Here is a 16,787-nt window from a genome sequence, read left to right as displayed (position 1 = left end):
CCGAAACCAAAGAATCAACCCGCACCAGAATCAAGCAGGGACCGGGCGGCCAACGTCACTCTGATGAAAAATTCGGGTTAGGCAGCATGCCCCCGGATCATTTCTCCGCCGGGGATCCTTCGCCCTCGCTGTCCAGTGGACCCACCTCTTCGGACTCAGACACCGCATCGTGGTGCGGATCGTCTTTGTGGCGGGCTTGCTCGAGGTGCTGCTCTAACTTTTCCTCCGACTCCCGGCGGCGTTGACCCACGGTCCGCATTTGCTGCGTTGTCGGAGCGGCGTGGGCGTGCTGGTGCGGGCCATTATCCTGCGGGCCGTCAGCGATCTTCTCACTCATACTGAAATCGTCTCACCGTGCGTCAGTGTCGGGAAGGCGCCACTTCATGTGGAAACGAACGACGGCGGGAGGTTCCGCCGTCGTCCGCTTGCCTCTGGTGCGCGGCGGGGTTGCCGGGCGCCAAGCTTGCCGGGTGCGCGGGGGTTCCAGACTCCAGGATTGCCGGGCGCCCCGGTTGCGATCACAGGCGGCGGAAACCCGGAAGCAGGCTGGGGCGTGCATTGTGCACGGTTCACGGGCACAATCACAGGCACAGGGAGACTGCTCTTGGGCGCGCATCAACCGGTGGAGTGGAGAAACCGTTCCACGCCGTTCTCTCCAAGAGACAGTCCGATGTGAACAAAATCCGGATCGCCGCAACCTTCGCGCGGCGTGGGGAGCCAGTGCCCGTTCCTGCGCGCTTCCGGTTTTGGTTCTTTTGGCCAGTGTGGAGGTTCCCAATCCTGGTGTTCGCTCTTGTAGTGCCGGCCCGTGGGCGATATCCAGCCGGGTGGTTCGTTCTTGCTCGCCGCTGTGGGTCTCCAGGTGCTGGTGTGTCTCAGGCGGTGATGTTTGGGGCATGGCTGTCCCAAATTCGATACACCGGTAGTTCCGCCCTTATGCCAGGCGAGGATGTGGTCCGCTTCGTTGTCCAGGGAGTGGTTGGAACAGCCCGGGAACGGGCACTTACCGTCGCGCAGCCGCAGCCAGTTCCGCATGGCCTCCGTGAGACGGTAGTTGGCTCGACCGATCTCCAGGGGCGCCCCGTCCCGCGGGTCAACCAGGACGCGGTAGAACGAATCGGCCCCGTTCGACACGAGATCTCTTGCCATCGACGCGGGGATCGGACCGTAGCCGTCAAGCATCGCAGGCTCCTCGGTAGCGCCGAGCAGTGAAAACACAGGGACCGTCACCAAAACGTGGGCCCGAGGCGGCGGAACCTGCCCGGGATCGTGTTCTGCCGGATTCCCGCTGCTGAGAAGGGCGGCGGCGAGGACGTCGGCCCGGAGTTGGGTGAGGGTCAGGGGCTCGTCTGGGCCCTGCAGACCGCGGGCGACGGCAGTGGTCCGGTTCCAGATTGCTGCGGCCTGGTCGGCGGGAAGGTATGCAGAGAGCCAGGCCATCCCGTCCTGGTCCGGGGCGTACTCCACCCGGCGGTCCAGGACACCCTTTGCGTGGCGCTTCTCGATACTCTCGGTGTGGTGGCGCTCGCGCCAGATGCGTGCCCTGTGACGGAACCGGGACGCCGGCATCTCCCCTGCGGGACAACCGCCGGCCGGGTTCGGCGCATCCGGGTCCAAAAAGTGGGCTTCCAGGGCCGCGGCACCGTCCGGGTCGAGGGTTGCGACTTCGTCCACCATGGCCCGCGCGTGCTGCCACGAAATGGTGCCAGATTGCAGAGCGGACAGGGTCAGCGGCAGGGCAGCCGTCAGCATATGAGACTGGTCCAGCAGGGCCCCCGAAGCACGGTCACCGATGTTCAGTACGCAGGCGACCTCCGCGGTCACCGCCATCTCCCGTGCCCGAACAGGTGCATCGGGCAAAGCGAAGGCTTGGGCGGCGTCCGAATATTTCACTGCAGCCCGGGCCTTCAGTCCCGCCACCCGCGCCTCCACTCCCGCGGCGCCGGAGAGGATGTCCAGGCACGTATCACCCATGCCATGCAAAGGATCAGCCTCCGATGACGCTTCAGAACCAGACTCGTCATCCCCGTCCAGTGCGGAATTCAGCACATCAATGGCGGCAAAGATGTCCTCATATGCGTTCGCCACCGCTGCGTTTCCCATAACTCCATCATCTAGTGGGGGTCTGACATTTAACGGAGAAGGATGTCGGGTAGGTGGCCAAACAGGATCGTGTCCTTGGCGAGACCGATGCAACCACCCCGGATCATTTCTCGGCTGGGGTGGCCATCCTCCCCGCGGTCCGCGGGACCCGCCTCCTTGGACGGAGACACCGTGTCGTATCGGGATGGCGCCACGGACGACAGAGGGAGGCCCCGCCGTCGTCCGCTTTCGCCCGTACCGCTGATCTACGGCGCCGACCAGCCGCCTTCGCGGGCACGTGAAAGTATTCAGGTATGACTACCGATAATGATGCTGCCAACACTCCGGCGCCAATGGACCCACCCGGCCCAGACGCCTCGACCGATATCAGCCGTGGCTGGGACCACATCGGGGCCATCATTGTGGATGCCACACTGCAGCGCCGGCAGAACTACAACGAAACCGTCAAGCCTCGCGTCGAAGCCCTGGTCGCGGAATGGCCGGATGCCGCCACAACGAGTGGATTCCGGCGGAACCTCGATACGGGGAAGCTCTCGGAAGTCATCGACTGGCCGTCGCCTGGCCGCCTGGCCCAGGTAGCGGACATCACGCAAGTGTTCGAGCGTCAGGGCATCGAAACGGTAGCGGAGCTCCGCGGCACGCTCAAGGACCACGCCAAGGGTGCCGCTCTTCGGGAAGCCCTTGCGCAGGTGCGGCATGTCAGTCCCAAAACGCTGGATTACATTGGCACGCTGAGCGGGATCTCAACGGACGCGGACGGCAACCAGGCTGCCCGCATCGAGGACTTGCCCTAGGAGATCGCCTTTGATCGGCCGGTCAGCCAATGCGTTCTGGGTTGTCTGGCCGAAGTCTGAGGGCAACCCATAAACCGCAGCGCCGGCAAATGTAGGCGTGTTCGATTCCGAGTGCATGAAGCTTCTTGCGACTCATGGTCCTGCCGCAGCAGGAGCATCTGCACGTGGCTTCAGAGTCCATTGTTTTTGAGCGCTTCGGTTATTTGGTTGATGGTTGGAATGCCTGCCAGCCCGCTTGGAGTCACGTATATCCGGCAGGCCAGGTCATCTGCAGGGGCGCCGGTCGGGAAAATGTCAGACCCATTGAGGGTGATCGTGGGGGAACCCGCGAATCCCGTCCCCGCAGTATCGGCCGCGGACTCCAGGAGTCGCATCGTCACTGGAATGTCGCTGTGTCCCAAGGCGGCCAGGGCTGATTCCAGGCGCTCCTGCGCCGTAGCAAGGTTGGGACAGTCGTCGATGTACAGCAGTTCGATCCTCATAGAATCATTTTCCACCCCCAGCATCAGCCCGCGGAACTCGCCCGCCGCGGCTCTTGCCAATGGCTACATGAGCGAAATTTACGACAACCTCAAATACATTTTGTTGTTTCATCAACTTCGCTCGTCGCTGCGCAACGGTAAGCATCACCATCAATTTTTCAAGGGGGAAAAGTGGAGTTTGCAGAAAAGCTCTCGGCTTTGGCAGCAAAGGTGCGCCAGCAGCGAGAGGTAATCCAGACCGAAGAGGCAACAAAGAATGCGTTTGTGATGCCCTTCATTTCAACAATCCTTGGCTACGACGTCTTCAATCCACTGGAGGTCGTGCCGGAATTCATTGCGGATGTCGGCCTGAAAAAGGGCGAGAAGATCGACTACGCGATCGTCAAGGACGGCGAAGTCCAGATCCTCATCGAATGCAAGAAGTCCACGGAGCCGGTGAAAATCGAGCACGCCTCGCAGCTTTTCCGCTATTTCGCCGTCACGAACGCGCGCATAGCGATCCTCACCAATGGCGAGGTGTACCAGTTCTTCACGGACCTTGATGCTCCGAACCGGATGGACGCGAAGCCGTTCCTGGTCCTGGACCTGACGGACATCGATGAGTCCTTGATCCCTGAGCTGCAGAAGCTGTCCATGGACGTCTTCGACCTCGATTCGATCATCAACGCCGCCGGTGAACTGAAGTACATCGGCGAGTTGAAGCGGACCCTGGCAGCGCAGTTCAAGGAACCGGAGGATGAATGGATCAAGTTCCTCACCGGCCGCGTCTATCCCGGCGCATATACACAGAAAGTGCGTGAGCAGTTCACGGCACTGGTGACCAAAGCGTCCAAGCAATTCCTTAACGACCAGGTCAACGAGCGTCTGAAGAAAGCCCTCGGCGCCCCTGGCTTCCTACAGACTGAGGACGCGGCCGCAAGTGTCACCAGCGCGCCGGTGGCCGAAGCCGACCTGGCCGAGGCCGACGCCCTGGAGACCACCCTCGAGGAGATCGAGGGCTACCAGATCGTCCGCGCCATCGTCTGCAGCGAGGTCAAGCCGGCCCGCGTAGTCCAGCGCGATGCCAAGTCCTACTTCGCCGTGCTGTTGGACGACAACAACCGCAAACCGATCGCGCGCCTGCACTTCAACCGGACGCAGAAGTACATCGGGATCTTCGACGACAACAGGGAAGAAACCCGTGTCCCGATTTCCTCCCTCGAGGAGATCTACGAGCACACCGAGGCCCTGCGCGCCAGCGTCAAGAGCTACCTGAGCGCGTCGCCCTCAAGTAACTAAGGGGAATCGCGCAGCGTCGGACGACGGCGGGGCCTCCTTGAGTTCTAGCTAGCGGTCGATGTGAAAGGTCTCGCGCAACCTTCTTGCCTGCAATATTGTGCCCAGACATGTGTCCTCCTCTTGCTTGAGCGAGCGATCAGGCGGGGGCACTGCCGTCGGCTGCCCGCCCACCGTCACCTGGCAGCAGGTACTGCACAAACCAATCCCTGGCCAGAATCGCCGCCGCCTCCAGCGTCCCAGGTTCTTCGAACAGGTGGGAGGCTCCCTGGACGAGCTCCAGCCTGTTGGGGCAGCGCATCAGGGCTTTCGCCCGGCGGTTGAGTTCGAGGACCCTGTGATCCGCACTGCCGACAATCAGGAGCGTCGGGGCGCGGACAAGGGCCAGCCTCTCGCCGGCCAGGTCCGGACGGCCTCCCCTTGAGACGACTGCACCGATCCGTGCACCCTGTTCGGCCGCAGCCCACAAGGCTGCCCCGGCTCCGGTACTCGCGCCGAAGAATCCCACGCTGCATGACGCCGTGTCCGGCCTGCTGCCAAGCCAGTTCGTTGCCGAGGTCAGCCGGAGCGCAAGCAGTTCGATGTTGAACACGTTCGCGCGGTCGAGCTCTTCCCCGGGGCCGAGCAGGTCTAGCAGCAAGGTGCCCAGCCCTGCTCGCTGGAGCGTCGAGGCTACGAATCGGTTTCGCAGACTGTGGCGGCCGCTGCCGCTGCCGTGGGCGAACACCACCACTCCGGCAACCGGCACGGGAAGGTGCATGTGTCCTTGGAGCCGCACCCCATCCGATTGGATCTGCACGTCTACATCGAGGCCAGGGTTTCCTGCCGCCGAAGGCGCACGTTCCAGACGCTCAGCAGCAGCGTCGAGCAGCCACACCACTTCGTCGTCGCTCGTCGGCGAGAAGCTGCGGTAGTAGTAGCCGACAGCTGTGAGTTGCCGGGGCGTGGCAAGGCACACCACCTCGTCCGGCTCCGTCAGGGTGGCGAGGGTGTCGGCAGGGGCAACAGGAACGGCCAGGATCACTCTCGCAGCCCCCATCTTTCGCGCGATGCTGCATGCCACCCGGGCAGTTAACCCGGTAGCGATCCCATCATCGACGACGACGGCGATGCGGCCGTGCAGATCCATGCGGGTCCGGCCTGTCCGGAATCGTGCCACCCGGGCATCGAGCAGAGCCCGTTCCTGTCTTTCGACGGCCCGCAGTTCTTCCTGCTTGACCTTCATGAGTGAGACGACATGTTTGTCGAGCGCGTAGGTGCCGTCTTCGCCGATCGCTCCCATCGCGAGTTCAGGCTGAACCGGTACTCCAAGCTTGCGCACGATGATCACATCCAGCGGCGCGTCAAGGGCCGACGCAACCTCGAACGCTACCGGAACACCGCCTCGAGGCAGTCCCAGGACAACTGCTTCCTGGGCACGCAGATACGCAAGACGCAGCCCCAGCTGCCGCCCTGCATCAGCCCTGTCCGCAAAAATGCCCATCGCCGCGACGTTCCCATCAGGACAGCGGCCGCAGGCCCCGTCCAAACCAGCGAAAAGCACGGAATGAACGACGACGGCCGCCTGCTCCAACTATCTCTCAAGAATCGGGACCAAGCGAGAGCTTTTGCGGTACAAAGAACGTCCGACGACGAGCGTCCTGCAATCGGCCGCAGCGCCATTGGGATTGAACACCGAACTGGCACCAGACCACGAAGCGGTCCATCCTGATAGAAAAGGCCCTGCCAACGTGGAGGTGGAGCATGCGGATCGCAATGTTGGGGGACGTCATGCTCGGACGGCTGGTGAACGAGCAGCTGAAAGTGGCCGATCCCGCCTATCCCTGGGGCGATACCCGCCCAGTCCTCCGGCAGGCGGACATCAGGTTCGCCAACCTCGAATGTGTCCTGGCGGACGGCGGAACACCTGTGGCGGGCAAGGCGTTCCGCTTCCGCTCGGACGTCAAGAACGTAGAGAGTCTGACGTCCGCGGCGATCGATGTGGTGTCGCTGGCCAACAACCATGTGCTGGATTACGGGGTTGACGCGCTTCGGGAGATGTTGCCGGCGCTCGATCGGCACGGGATCCTCAGGGCCGGGGCTGGGATGGACGCTGAAGCTGCCCGGCAGCCGGCAGTCCGGCTGGTGGGCCCAACTGCGGTCGGCTTCATTGCCTTTACCGACAACGAACCGGGCTGGGAGGCGACCACCCGGTCTCCCGGGGTCCATTACGTGCCCGTGGACGCCGGTGACCAGCGGGTGACGGATTTGCTGGAACTGGTCCGGCGGACGAAGGGCCGCGTCCAGCTGCTGATCGTTTCGGCACACTGGGGCCCCAACTGGGGGGCCGCTGTCCCGGCCGCGCATCAGAGCCTGGCGCGGGCGCTGATAAATGCCGGGGCCGACGTCGTGTTCGGGCATTCGGCCCACATTTTCCGCGGCGTCGAGATTTACAGGGACCGGCCCATTGTCTATAGCGCCGGCGACTTCGTGGATGACTACGCAGTGGACCCAGCAGAACGCAACGATCAGTCGTTCATCTTCCTGTTGGAAGCCCGCGAAAGCGCACCGCTCAAGCTACGCCTGCATCCGACGACAATCACCGATTTCCAGACCCGGCTGGCACGTCGGAGCGCGCGGAAAATTGCCGAGCGGATGCAGCGGCTGAGCGAGCAGCTCGGCACGTGGAGCGTCTGGATCGAGGGCGAGAACGTGCTGGAAATCCCGATCGACTCGATCCGAGAAGGCTCAACGGGCGCGAGGACACGGAGGTAGATGCACTCTAAGAAGCCGCAGCACCGTCGAGCGGACGACGGCGGGACCTCCCGCCGTCGTCCGCTCTGTGGTTGAGCTTGTCGAAACCTGGCGCTCGCCTACGCCGCGGCGGAGGCGGGAACCTTCAGCGGCTCCACCTTGCCCAGGACGAACAGGTAGTTCGCCGCACCGGCCAGCGACACCAATCCGATAACCGCGAGCGGCGCCACGTAGGATCCCGTCTGGTCCACCAGGACACCGATCAGGACCGGCGTGAAGATGCCGGCCAGGTTGGAGGCGAAGTTCTGGAGCCCGCCGATGGATCCTACGTGGCGGGAGCTCGGGGCAACGTCCGCAGGGAGCGACCAGATGCCGGTGGCGGCGACGGTGAGGCTGGAGTAGGCCACCGACAGGAGGGCAAGTGCCATCCATGCCTCCGGGACAACTGCGGCGAACATGATGACCGAGCCGCCGATCAGGCCGCCGGCGATGGCGGTCTTGCGGACCCGTGTCAGCGCGACGCCGCGCTGGACGGCCTTGTCCGCCACGTAGCCGGCCAGCCAGCCGAAGGCCACCGCGCAGATGCCGGGGATGGCACCGAACATGCCGAGTTTGAGCAGGTCGAAGCCGCGTTCCTTCACGAGGTAGCTCGGGAAGAACGTGATGAAGAAATAGATGGCGCTGTTCAGGCAGAAGAAGCCGAACATCATGCTGAGGATGGTGCGGTACTTGAAGAGTGAGCGCCAGGGAAGCTTCGCTGCGTCGGCGTCGTCGCTCGCTTCGCTCCGGGCACCGCCTTCCCGGATGTAGGCCCGTTCCTCGTCATTGGCCGTGGGGTGATCCCCGGGGCTGCGGTAGACCTTCCACCACACAACAGCCCAGATCAGGCCGGCCACACCGATGATGATGAAGACCGCGTGCCAGGACGTGAAGGCGACGATCAACGTGACGATCGGCAGCGCGATGACCGCACCCACCCGGGAGCCGGAATCCCAGATGCTGGTGGCAAAGGCCCGTTCGCGGACCGGGAACCAGGTGGCCACCACTTTGGCGGCGGTGCTGGGGGCCGGACTTTCGCCCACACCGAGCAGGAAGCGCGCGGCGAACAGCGACCAGAAATTCTGTGCAAAGGCGGTGACCATGGTGAAGACGGACCACCAAACCGCTGCCAGGGTGAAGGATTTTCGGGGCCCCACCTTGTCCACGTACCACCCGGCGGCCAGTTGGCAGAAGTCGTACGCCCAGAAGAAGGCGGCGAAAATGAGACCCTGCTGGGTGGCCGAGAGCTCAAAGTCCTTACCCATGAACGGCAGGGCCACACTGAGGCTGGAGCGGTCAAGGTAGTTAATGCTGAGCCCGACGAACGCGAGCCAGATGATCACCCAGCGCTTGCGGGTCATGGTGCGGGGAGCCCTGGACGAAAGATCGGGGGAAGAATTGGGGGCGAGCCTGCTGTCTTGGACAGTCATACCGTCTCCTTTGACGTAAACGTGGCTTTCGGGTGCCTGGACACCGGGGAAGACGCCGAGGATTCCGGCGCCAAATCATGTAGGAATCGAAATAATCATATAGTTAATGTGATCCAGAGCAACTTTTGGAAGAAGACGCCCCACCCCGGCCGCTCCCACCCGTGGAATATGATTCCCAAAGCGACTCCACCAACCAGCACAAAGAGGTAACCGCGTGCCCACACGTCAATCATCCGATGCATCCAAAGGCAAGGCCGCCGTAAGTGACGTCTATGCCTCCATGCGGGCCTCCATCCTCAAGGGCGAAATCGCACCCGGCGCACGGATCAATATTGATGCGGTCTCCCGCAGCCTGGGAGTCTCACAGACCCCGGTCCGCGAAGTGCTTCAACGGCTGGAAGGCGACAACTTGGTGGTGTATAGTCCCGGCCGAGGATACAGCACCACGCCGCTGCTGGACCTGCCCGCACTGCGATCGCTCTTTGAATTCCGGCTGCTGGTGGAACCGTGGGCCGCGCGGTCCGCGGCCGTGGACCGCCTCGCCAACCCGGCCGCGGCCCTGGAGAAGGAACTGTCGGCCATCCGCAACTCCATGAAGACCACCAGCGGCGACGCCCGGCAGGACCTCGTGGCCCATGACACCCGCTTCCATGACACCATCCTGCTGGCAGCCGGGAACCCGGTAGTCCAGCACGCCTTCGCCCAGACCCACTGCCACCTGCACACCTTCCGCCTCTACCCGGCAGACATCGACGGCGCCATCACCATCGCCGAGCACGCCACCGTACGGGAGGCCATCGCGTCCTGCCTGCCCGACCGCGCCGAGGAAGCCATGGCCGAGCACATCAGGAACTCCTTCGCCCGGTTCGCCAAGGCCTTCGAAGGCACGGCAGACCTCTCGCCGCTGGAGAACGGCGGACCACCAAGAAGGCATATCGTCACCTGAAATCGAAGCTCCGGCCTGCTGGCCGGGGCTTCTTTTTTCTCCGGCACTTGATCTGGATCGCCATTCCTATATGATTATGAGAATTCATATAGGAATCGTGTCCACGAAGTGAATTGACCAGAGAGAGAAGAAACCCATGACCTCCATCATTTCCATCCACACCCAAGACGTGCGGTTCCCCACGTCCCTGGAGCTCGACGGTTCCGACGCGGTCAACGTTGACCCGGACTACTCCGCTGCGTACGTCGTCATCCGCACCGACGCCGGCGACGAAGGCCACGGCTTTGTCTTCACCTGCGGCCGCGGCAACGAAATCCTCACGCACGCCATTGACGCCTACGCCGGCCTGCTCCTCGGCCGGGACATCGACGAACTGATCTACGACCTCGGTGGCGCGTCGAAGCGGCTCATCCACGATTCCCAGCTGCGCTGGCTCGGCCCGGAGAAAGGCGTCACCCAGATGGCGGCCGGCGCCCTCGTCAGCGCACTCTGGGACATCCGTGCCAGACGCGAGAACAAGCCCCTGTGGCTCCTTCTCAGCGAGATGCCCGCCGAGGAAATCGTCGACGTCGTCGATTTCACCCACATCCGCGACGCGCTCAGCCCCCAGCAGGCACTGGACATCCTGCGCGCCGGCGAAGACGGCAAGGCCGCCCGGATCGCCGCCCTGAAGGTGGACGGCTACCCCGCCTACACCACCTCGCCGGGCTGGCTGGGCTACAGCGACGAGAAGCTTGTCCGGCTGAGCAAGGAAGCCGCCGCGGACGGCTTCTCCATGATCAAGCTGAAGGTGGGCGGCGACATCAATGACGACCGCCGCCGGATGGCCCTGGCCCGCAAGGCCGTGGGCGACCTCCCCATCGCCATCGATGCCAACCAGCGCTGGGAAGTGTCCGAGGCCATCGAGTGGGTCAACCAGCTCTCCGAGTTCAACCCGTACTGGATCGAAGAACCCACCAGCACGGACGACATCCTGGGCCACGCGGAGATCCGGAAGGGCGTTGCCCCCGTCCGCGTCGCCACCGGCGAGGCCGTCGCCAGCCGCATCGTGTTCAAACAGCTGCTGCAGGCCGGTTCCATCGACGTCCTCCAGCTGGACTCCACCCGCGTGGGCGGCGTGAACGAGAACATCGCCAACCTCCTGCTCGCTGCCCGCTTCAACGTGCCGGTCTGCCCGCACGCCGGCGGCGTGGGGCTGTGCGAACTCGTCCAGCACTTCTCCTTCTTCGACTACGCAGCCATCACCGGCAGCCAGGACGGCCGGATGATCGAATACGTTGACCACCTGCACGAGCACTTTGCCGAGCCGGTCCGCATCGTCAACGGCCGCTACGCCGCCCCGGAACTCCCGGGCACCGGCGCCGAAATGCTCAGCGCCTCGCGGGCCCGCTGGGAGTTCCCCGCCGGGGCCGGATGGCTCGAAGTGGGCGACCGCGCCGCGGTGACAGGCGCCTCCGTGACCGGAGCCGGTGCGCACCGATGACAACCACTGTCGATGACCTCAAGGCCAGTGTTGACGCCGCCCACGCAGCCTTCGAAAAGGGCCGTGCCGCGGACCCCGGCACGCGAGCATCCTGGCTGGAGGCGATAGCAGCCGCACTGGAGAACGACGCCGATGCGCTGGTGGAGACCGCTGTTCAGGAAACCCATCTGGGTGAGCCGCGGCTCCGCGGCGAGCTCAAGCGCACGGTCTTCCAGCTCAGGCTCTTCGCCACGGAAGTCCGCGACGGCGAGCACTTCGACGCCACCATCGATCACGTGGACGCGGACTGGGGCATGGGTCCGCGGCCGGATCTGCGCCGGCTCAACGTGCCCATCGGCGTCGTGGGCGTCTTCGGGGCCTCCAACTTCCCCTTCGCCTTCAGCGTGATGGGCGGCGACAGCGCCTCGGCACTCGCCGCCGGGTGCGCCGTGGTGCACAAGGCACACGACGGGCACCGGAACCTCGCGCTCCGCACCGCCGAGACCGTCATCGCCGCACTCGATGCCGCCGGAGCACCTTCCGGGCTGTTCTCGCTCGTCACCGGCCGGCCTGCCGCGGAGGCCCTGGTGGACCATCCTGCCGTGAAGGCCATCGGGTTCACGGGGTCGACGGCGGGTGGCCGGGCTCTGTTCAACCGTGCTGCCGCACGGCCCGAACCGATTCCCTTCTTCGGTGAACTGGGCGGCATCAACGCGGTGTTCGTCACCGAGAACGCGTGGACAAGCCGACGCGACGGAATCCTCAGCGGATACGCCGCTTCATTCACCATGGGAATGGGACAGTTCTGCACCAAGCCGGGGCTGCTGTTTGTTCCGGCTGGAGAGGCCGACGGCGTCCGGCAGGTTCTGAGCGGCGCGCTGGCGGACTTTGCCGCAGCACGGCTGCTGAGCCCGCGGTTGCACGAGGGCTACCGGCAGTCCGTGCAGGATCTGCGGGGCACCACCGGCGTGGAGGTTCTTGTGGAAGGGGACTTCGACGAGGCACCGGCGCCAACCGTACTCCACACGACTTCCGCGGCTGTCCGCAGTGATCCGTCAATCCTGCGGCAGGAAATGTTCGGGCCCGCCAGCCTGGTGGTGGAGTACGGCGACGAATCGGAACTCCTGGAACTCACCGGGCTACTGGAGGGACAGTTGACCACCACGCTCCAGGCGGAGCCGGAGGATGACGTGTCAGAGCTGGCCGCACGGCTGCAGGACATCAGCGGCCGGGTCCTCTGGAACGGCTGGCCCACGGGGGTCACGGTCAGCTACGCCCAGCACCACGGCGGACCGTACCCCGCCACAACATCGGCCACCACCTCCGTAGGAACGGCCGCGATCCGGCGCTTCCTCCGGCCTGTGGCCTACCAGTCGTTCCCGGAAGGTCGCCTGCCCGAACCTCTGCAGGACGCCAATCCCTGGCGCATTCCGCAGCGAGTGGATGGGGTGTGGCAACGGCCCACCCGACGGGGACAGACTGCAGTCCAGACTGCAGGAAACGAGGTCCGGCCATGAGCGCCGCACCGGACCTCGGCGGGGCCTCGGTACTCCCGGACGACGCGGCAGGGGCACTCCTGATCGGCCGGGTCTGGGACGTTGAAACCGGCGGACCGCGCGTCGTCGCCGTCCAGGAGCATGACGTCTTCGACCTCCAGCATCTGGCCGAAACCGTCTCCGAGCTCCTGGAACGGCCGGATCTCGTGGCGGCCGTCCGCGCCGGCATGAGGCTGCCCCGATGGAAGACCAGCGAGGTCGTCCACGCGTCGCTGACGCGGGACGCGGCCCGCCCGCATTTCCTGGCTCCCGTGGACCTTCAGGTCATCAAGGCCTGCGGCGTGACGTTTGTGGACAGCATGATCGAACGGGTCATCGAGGAGCGCTGCGGCGGCGACGCCAGCCGCGCGGCCGGGATGCGGGAACTGGTGGGCCGTGCCCTCGGCGGCAGCATCAGCTCCATCAGGCCCGGCTCCCCCGCGGCTGCCGAAGCCAAGAAGGTGCTCATCGCCGAAGGCCTCTGGTCGCAGTACCTGGAAGTGGGGATCGGGCCGGATCCCGAGGTCTTCACGAAGGCACCGGTACTCTCCTCGGTGGGGCTGGGCGCGGGGGTCGGGATCCCTGCGTTCTCCTCCTGGAACAACCCGGAACCGGAACTGGTGCTTATTGCCACCTCGGCCGGCACAGTTGTGGGTGCAACCCTGGGCAACGACGTGAACCTGAGAGACGTGGAGGGCCGGAGTGCCCTGCTGCTGGGGAAGGCGAAGGACAACAACGCGTCCAGCGCCCTGGGTCCATTGATCCGGTTGTTCGACGACGTTTTCACCCTGGAGACGCTGCGCCAGGAGGAAATCCTGCTGCGCGTTGAAGGCCAGGACGGCTACTCGCTGGAAGGACGCAACTCCGTGTCCCGGATCAGCCGTCCGTTCGAGGAGCTCGTCGCCGCGACGGTTGGAAAGCACCACCAGTACCCGGACGGCTTCGCCCTGTTCACCGGCACGCTGTTCGCGCCGACCCAGGACAGGGACCAGCCGGGACAGGGGTTCACCCACCATATGGGCGACACCGTGACCATCCGCAGCCGCCACCTCGGCGCCCTCGTGAACGTCGTGGGGCCGGCAGAACAGTTGCCGGCATGGTCGTTTGGCCTGCGGCAGCTGTTCGGCTATCTTCAGGCCCAACGCGAAGTCCGCGCATCAAGCAGTAAGGAATATGCCTCATGAAGTTCGCCCAGATTGGCGCCGCGGGCGCCGAACAACCCGTCCTGGTCCACGGGGACCGGCACTACTCGCTCCAAAGCATCACACCCGCCATCAACGGTGACTTTCTGTCCAACGGGGGCCCCGCGGCTGCCGCCGCTGCACTGGCCGCAGGAACACTGCCGGACGTCACCTCCGACGTCGTACGCTACGGCGCCCCCGTGGTGCGCCCGTCCGCCGTCGTCTGCGTTGGCCTGAACTATGCCGCCCACGCAGCGGAATCGGGCGCCCAGCCGCCTGAGCATCCGGTCATCTTCCTCAAGACACCCAATACTGTGGGCGGGCCCGACGATGCCGTGGCCATCCCCCGGGGATCGACCAAGACCGACTGGGAGGTGGAGCTCGGGATCATCATCGGCAAACGCGCCTCCTACCTGGATTCCCCCGAAGCCTCCCGCTACCACATCGGCGGGTTTGTGGTGGTGGACGATCTCTCGGAGCGCGACTTCCAGCTGAACGTTTCCGGCGGCCAGTGGTCCAAGGGCAAGAGCTCACCGGGGTTCTGCCCCACAGGCCCCTATCTGGTCACCCCGGACGAGGTTGACGCCGGCAAGCTGCGGCTGCGCAGCTGGGTCAACGGCGAAATTCGCCAGGATTCCTCCACGGCGGACATGATTTTCGACGTCGAGACCATCGTCTGGAACCTGAGCCAATACATGGTGCTCGAGCCCGGCGATCTCATCTGCACCGGCACCCCCGAGGGCGTCGCGCTGTCCGGGCGGTTCCCGTACCTGAAGGCCGGCGACGTTGTGGAAATCGAAATTGACGGGCTGGGGCGGCAGCGCCATGAATTCATCGCATGAACGGAGACCCAGGCATGGAGTTTGAAGGCATCCGTGCCATCGTCACGGGCGGGGCTTCCGGCATCGGAGCGGCCACAACGGCGCATCTGACCCGGCACGGGGCGAAGGTGGCGGTGCTGGATCTGAATCCCGAGGCGGCGTCCGGAGCTGCCCTGTCAATCAGATGCGACGTGGCCGATGACGCTTCGGTGCGTGCCGCCGTCGACCGCGTTGCCCGCGAATTCGGCGGGATCGACGTCGTGGTCAACAACGCGGGCATTGGAGCCCAGGGCACTGTTGCGGACAACGACGACGCCGAATGGCAGCGCGTCCTGGACGTCAACGTGATCGGCGCGGTGCGGGTGAGCCGTGCCGCCCTGCCCCATCTCCGGCAGTCCCCCGCCGCCGCGATCGTCAACACGTCCTCCATCGCCGCCACGGCCGGGCTGCCCGCCCGCGCACTCTACGCGGCCACCAAGGGCGCCATCCGGGCGCTGACGCTCAGCATGGCGGCCGATCACGTCCGCGAAGGCATCCGGGTCAACTGCGTCAAGCCGGGCACGGCTGACACGCCCTGGATCAACCGGCTGCTGGGCCAGGCGGATGACCCTGTGGCGGAACGCGCGGCGCTGGAGGCCCGCCAGCCTCACGGCCGCCTGGTCACGCCGGAGGAGGTTGCAGCGGCGATTGCGTACTTGGCCAGTCCGCTGGCCGGTTCGACGACGGGCACTGAACTGGCGGTCGACGGCGGCATGCAGGCGGTACGCCTGCGTCCAGTCGAGTAGCGTCCCGTCGGGGTAACGTCCCGGGGGTAACGCCCCGTCGGAGTAGAAGCTGCGAGGCGCCGTCGTGTCCTGATTTATCGGGGCACGGCGGCGCCTTTGGCGTGTCTGGACTAACCGCGCCACCCCCTTCCGGCGAGCGCACGCAAGCGGTTTTCAGGAGGGTCTTGACCTGCGTCACATCCCCTATATGATAGTGCGTATTCCTATATGATCTTCGACGGCGAACGACCGGGATCCCCGGACTCCGTCACCCCGCATCCGATCCGCATCAACAATCTCCAGGAGAGCACCATGTTCAAAGCAACACCGAAGTTGCTTCTTGTTCCGGCTATCGCGTTGGCACTCACGCTGGGAGGCTGCTCCTCCGGCGGCGCCTCGGCCGGCGCTGCGAGCGCAACAGGAGCCGTGGCGGACAGCCACCTCACCCAGATCCTCAAGACGAAGACGATCAAGATCGCCGTCAGTGCCGACTCTCCGGGATACGGCGTGATGACGTCATCAGGTGAGCACGAGGGGTTCGACATTGACGTCGCGAACGCGCTCGGCGCCTCGCTAGGCGCCAAGGTTGAGTTCGTCACGGCCACGAACGAAAGCCGCATCCCGCTGCTGCAGACCGACAAGGCGGACGCTGTCATTGCCACCTTCACGGCATCGGATGCGCGTGCCCAGGTGGTGGACATGTCCGAGCCGTACGCAGCCAGCTCCACGGTCTTTATGGTGCCCGTGGGAAGCCCGATCGCCAGCTACGCGGATCTGGACGGGAAATCCGTGGCCACGTCGCGCGGAAGTGTGGGCGAGCAAATCCTCAAGGCCACCTTCCCGAACGCCAAGATCGCCGGCTTCAACACCACGGCCGATTCCATCCAGGCCCTCAAGAGCGGCAAGGTAGACGCGCTGATTGAAAACAACGCGATCATCGGCGGGCTCGTGAAGAGTGATCCGTCCGCATTCCAGGTGCTCAAGGGCGACCCGATCAAGCCGGCGCTGTTCTCCATCGGCGTCAAGCAGGGCGACCAGACGTGGGTTAACTACATCAACAACTTCATCCGGAACTACACCATCTCCGGACAGAACGAGGCCTCCCTGCAGAAGTGGTTCGGGCTGGAACTTCCGCCCTTCCTCGCCCACTAACAGTATTCGGACGCACTCTCCGGTGTGGGTGGACGGCAGGCAGTCATTCACCCACACCGCCGTTCACGGA

The 16,787-nt window shown here is 64.7% G+C and carries 15 protein-coding genes; 10 read left to right on the top strand and 5 right to left on the bottom strand.

Annotated elements, in window-relative coordinates; all coding sequences use genetic code 11:
- Positions 1-97: 97 nt before the first annotated feature.
- Both CXR02_RS09260 and CXR02_RS09255 read right to left on the bottom strand, forming a co-directional pair.
- Positions 98-337 (bottom strand): hypothetical protein, encoded by a 240-nt coding sequence (locus tag CXR02_RS09260; RefSeq protein ID WP_104061708.1) that lies wholly within the window; start codon positions 335-337, stop codon positions 98-100.
- A 278-nt stretch (positions 338-615) separates the two neighbouring features.
- On the bottom strand, positions 616-2,103 hold the full coding sequence (locus CXR02_RS09255; RefSeq protein ID WP_104061707.1) for an HNH endonuclease signature motif containing protein: 1,488 nt from the start codon (positions 2,101-2,103) through the stop codon (positions 616-618).
- A gap of 293 nt (positions 2,104-2,396) precedes the next feature.
- Here CXR02_RS09255 and CXR02_RS09250 point away from each other — a divergent pair, with 293 nt between their 5' ends.
- Positions 2,397-2,897 carry a hypothetical protein gene (locus tag CXR02_RS09250; protein WP_104061706.1) on the top strand — a complete coding sequence of 167 codons (501 nt, stop codon included), beginning with the start codon at positions 2,397-2,399 and terminating at the stop codon, positions 2,895-2,897.
- Between the two features lie 170 nt (positions 2,898-3,067).
- Here CXR02_RS09250 and CXR02_RS09245 read toward each other — a convergent pair whose 3' ends face one another.
- Positions 3,068-3,379 carry a thioredoxin family protein gene (locus CXR02_RS09245; protein ID WP_104061705.1) on the bottom strand — a complete coding sequence of 104 codons (312 nt, stop codon included), beginning with the start codon at positions 3,377-3,379 and terminating at the stop codon, positions 3,068-3,070.
- A 171-nt stretch (positions 3,380-3,550) separates the two neighbouring features.
- Here CXR02_RS09245 and CXR02_RS09240 point away from each other — a divergent pair, with 171 nt between their 5' ends.
- Complete coding sequence (locus tag CXR02_RS09240) at positions 3,551-4,657, top strand: type I restriction endonuclease (protein WP_104061704.1); 1,107 nt, start codon at positions 3,551-3,553, stop codon at positions 4,655-4,657.
- 136 nt (positions 4,658-4,793) lie between these two features.
- On the opposite strand, the gene CXR02_RS09235 is transcribed toward CXR02_RS09240, so the two are convergent.
- Positions 4,794-6,137, bottom strand: coding sequence for a phosphoribosyltransferase family protein (locus CXR02_RS09235; protein ID WP_104061703.1), 1,344 nt, complete (start codon positions 6,135-6,137; stop codon positions 4,794-4,796).
- A 260-nt stretch (positions 6,138-6,397) separates the two neighbouring features.
- Here CXR02_RS09235 and CXR02_RS09230 point away from each other — a divergent pair, with 260 nt between their 5' ends.
- Complete coding sequence (locus CXR02_RS09230) at positions 6,398-7,408, top strand: CapA family protein (RefSeq protein WP_104061702.1); 1,011 nt, start codon at positions 6,398-6,400, stop codon at positions 7,406-7,408.
- 98 nt (positions 7,409-7,506) lie between these two features.
- On the opposite strand, the gene CXR02_RS09225 is transcribed toward CXR02_RS09230, so the two are convergent.
- Complete coding sequence (locus CXR02_RS09225; RefSeq protein ID WP_104061701.1) at positions 7,507-8,856, bottom strand: MFS transporter; 1,350 nt, start codon at positions 8,854-8,856, stop codon at positions 7,507-7,509.
- 214 nt (positions 8,857-9,070) lie between these two features.
- Between CXR02_RS09225 and CXR02_RS09220 the strand changes: the two genes are divergently transcribed.
- From CXR02_RS09220 to CXR02_RS09190, 7 genes are all read left to right on the top strand, one after another.
- Complete coding sequence (locus CXR02_RS09220; RefSeq protein WP_104061700.1) at positions 9,071-9,802, top strand: GntR family transcriptional regulator; 732 nt, start codon at positions 9,071-9,073, stop codon at positions 9,800-9,802.
- Positions 9,803-9,938: 136 nt separating this feature from the next.
- Complete coding sequence (locus tag CXR02_RS09215; protein WP_104061699.1) at positions 9,939-11,285, top strand: enolase C-terminal domain-like protein; 1,347 nt, start codon at positions 9,939-9,941, stop codon at positions 11,283-11,285.
- The gene (locus CXR02_RS09210) at positions 11,282-12,781 is read left to right on the top strand and encodes an aldehyde dehydrogenase (NADP(+)) (protein WP_104061698.1); all 1,500 of its coding nucleotides are present in this window, start codon (positions 11,282-11,284) and stop codon (positions 12,779-12,781) included. The genes CXR02_RS09215 and CXR02_RS09210 overlap by 4 nt, the downstream gene beginning before the upstream one ends.
- Complete coding sequence (locus CXR02_RS09205; protein WP_104061697.1) at positions 12,778-13,983, top strand: fumarylacetoacetate hydrolase family protein; 1,206 nt, start codon at positions 12,778-12,780, stop codon at positions 13,981-13,983. Before CXR02_RS09210 ends, CXR02_RS09205 begins: the two co-directional genes overlap by 4 nt.
- Positions 13,980-14,822, top strand: coding sequence for a fumarylacetoacetate hydrolase family protein (locus CXR02_RS09200; protein ID WP_104061696.1), 843 nt, complete (start codon positions 13,980-13,982; stop codon positions 14,820-14,822). The genes CXR02_RS09205 and CXR02_RS09200 overlap by 4 nt, the downstream gene beginning before the upstream one ends.
- 14 nt (positions 14,823-14,836) lie before the next feature.
- Positions 14,837-15,586, top strand: a complete 750-nt coding sequence (locus CXR02_RS09195; protein ID WP_104061728.1) for an SDR family NAD(P)-dependent oxidoreductase — start codon at positions 14,837-14,839, stop codon at positions 15,584-15,586.
- A 291-nt stretch (positions 15,587-15,877) separates the two neighbouring features.
- Entirely contained in the window at positions 15,878-16,717 is an 840-nt protein-coding gene (locus CXR02_RS09190; protein WP_181037176.1) for a transporter substrate-binding domain-containing protein, read from the top strand.
- Positions 16,718-16,787: the final 70 nt, after the last annotated feature.

Source organism: Arthrobacter sp. 4R501 (assembly GCF_002929755.1).
Lineage (GTDB): Bacteria > Actinomycetota > Actinomycetes > Actinomycetales > Micrococcaceae > Arthrobacter.
The sequence above is the reverse complement of the archived record's forward strand: the minus strand, read 5'-3'. Positions and strand labels throughout refer to the sequence as shown.

Excerpts from the sequence above, each read along its gene's own strand:
- CXR02_RS09260 (WP_104061708.1), bottom strand. The coding sequence starts at position 337 with ATGAGTGAGAAGATCGCTGACGGCCCGCAGGATAATGGCCCGCACCAG.
- CXR02_RS09255 (WP_104061707.1), bottom strand. The coding sequence starts at position 2,103 with ATGGGAAACGCAGCGGTGGCGAACGCATATGAGGACATCTTTGCCGCC.
- CXR02_RS09250 (WP_104061706.1), top strand. The coding sequence starts at position 2,397 with ATGACTACCGATAATGATGCTGCCAACACTCCGGCGCCAATGGACCCA.
- CXR02_RS09245 (WP_104061705.1), bottom strand. The coding sequence starts at position 3,379 with ATGAGGATCGAACTGCTGTACATCGACGACTGTCCCAACCTTGCTACG.
- CXR02_RS09235 (WP_104061703.1), bottom strand. The coding sequence starts at position 6,137 with ATGGGCATTTTTGCGGACAGGGCTGATGCAGGGCGGCAGCTGGGGCTG.
- CXR02_RS09230 (WP_104061702.1), top strand. The coding sequence starts at position 6,398 with ATGCGGATCGCAATGTTGGGGGACGTCATGCTCGGACGGCTGGTGAAC.
- CXR02_RS09225 (WP_104061701.1), bottom strand. The coding sequence starts at position 8,856 with ATGACTGTCCAAGACAGCAGGCTCGCCCCCAATTCTTCCCCCGATCTT.
- CXR02_RS09215 (WP_104061699.1), top strand. The coding sequence starts at position 9,939 with ATGACCTCCATCATTTCCATCCACACCCAAGACGTGCGGTTCCCCACG.
- CXR02_RS09210 (WP_104061698.1), top strand. The coding sequence starts at position 11,282 with ATGACAACCACTGTCGATGACCTCAAGGCCAGTGTTGACGCCGCCCAC.
- CXR02_RS09205 (WP_104061697.1), top strand. The coding sequence starts at position 12,778 with ATGAGCGCCGCACCGGACCTCGGCGGGGCCTCGGTACTCCCGGACGAC.
- CXR02_RS09200 (WP_104061696.1), top strand. The coding sequence starts at position 13,980 with ATGAAGTTCGCCCAGATTGGCGCCGCGGGCGCCGAACAACCCGTCCTG.
- CXR02_RS09195 (WP_104061728.1), top strand. The coding sequence starts at position 14,837 with ATGGAGTTTGAAGGCATCCGTGCCATCGTCACGGGCGGGGCTTCCGGC.
- CXR02_RS09190 (WP_181037176.1), top strand. The coding sequence starts at position 15,878 with ATGTTCAAAGCAACACCGAAGTTGCTTCTTGTTCCGGCTATCGCGTTG.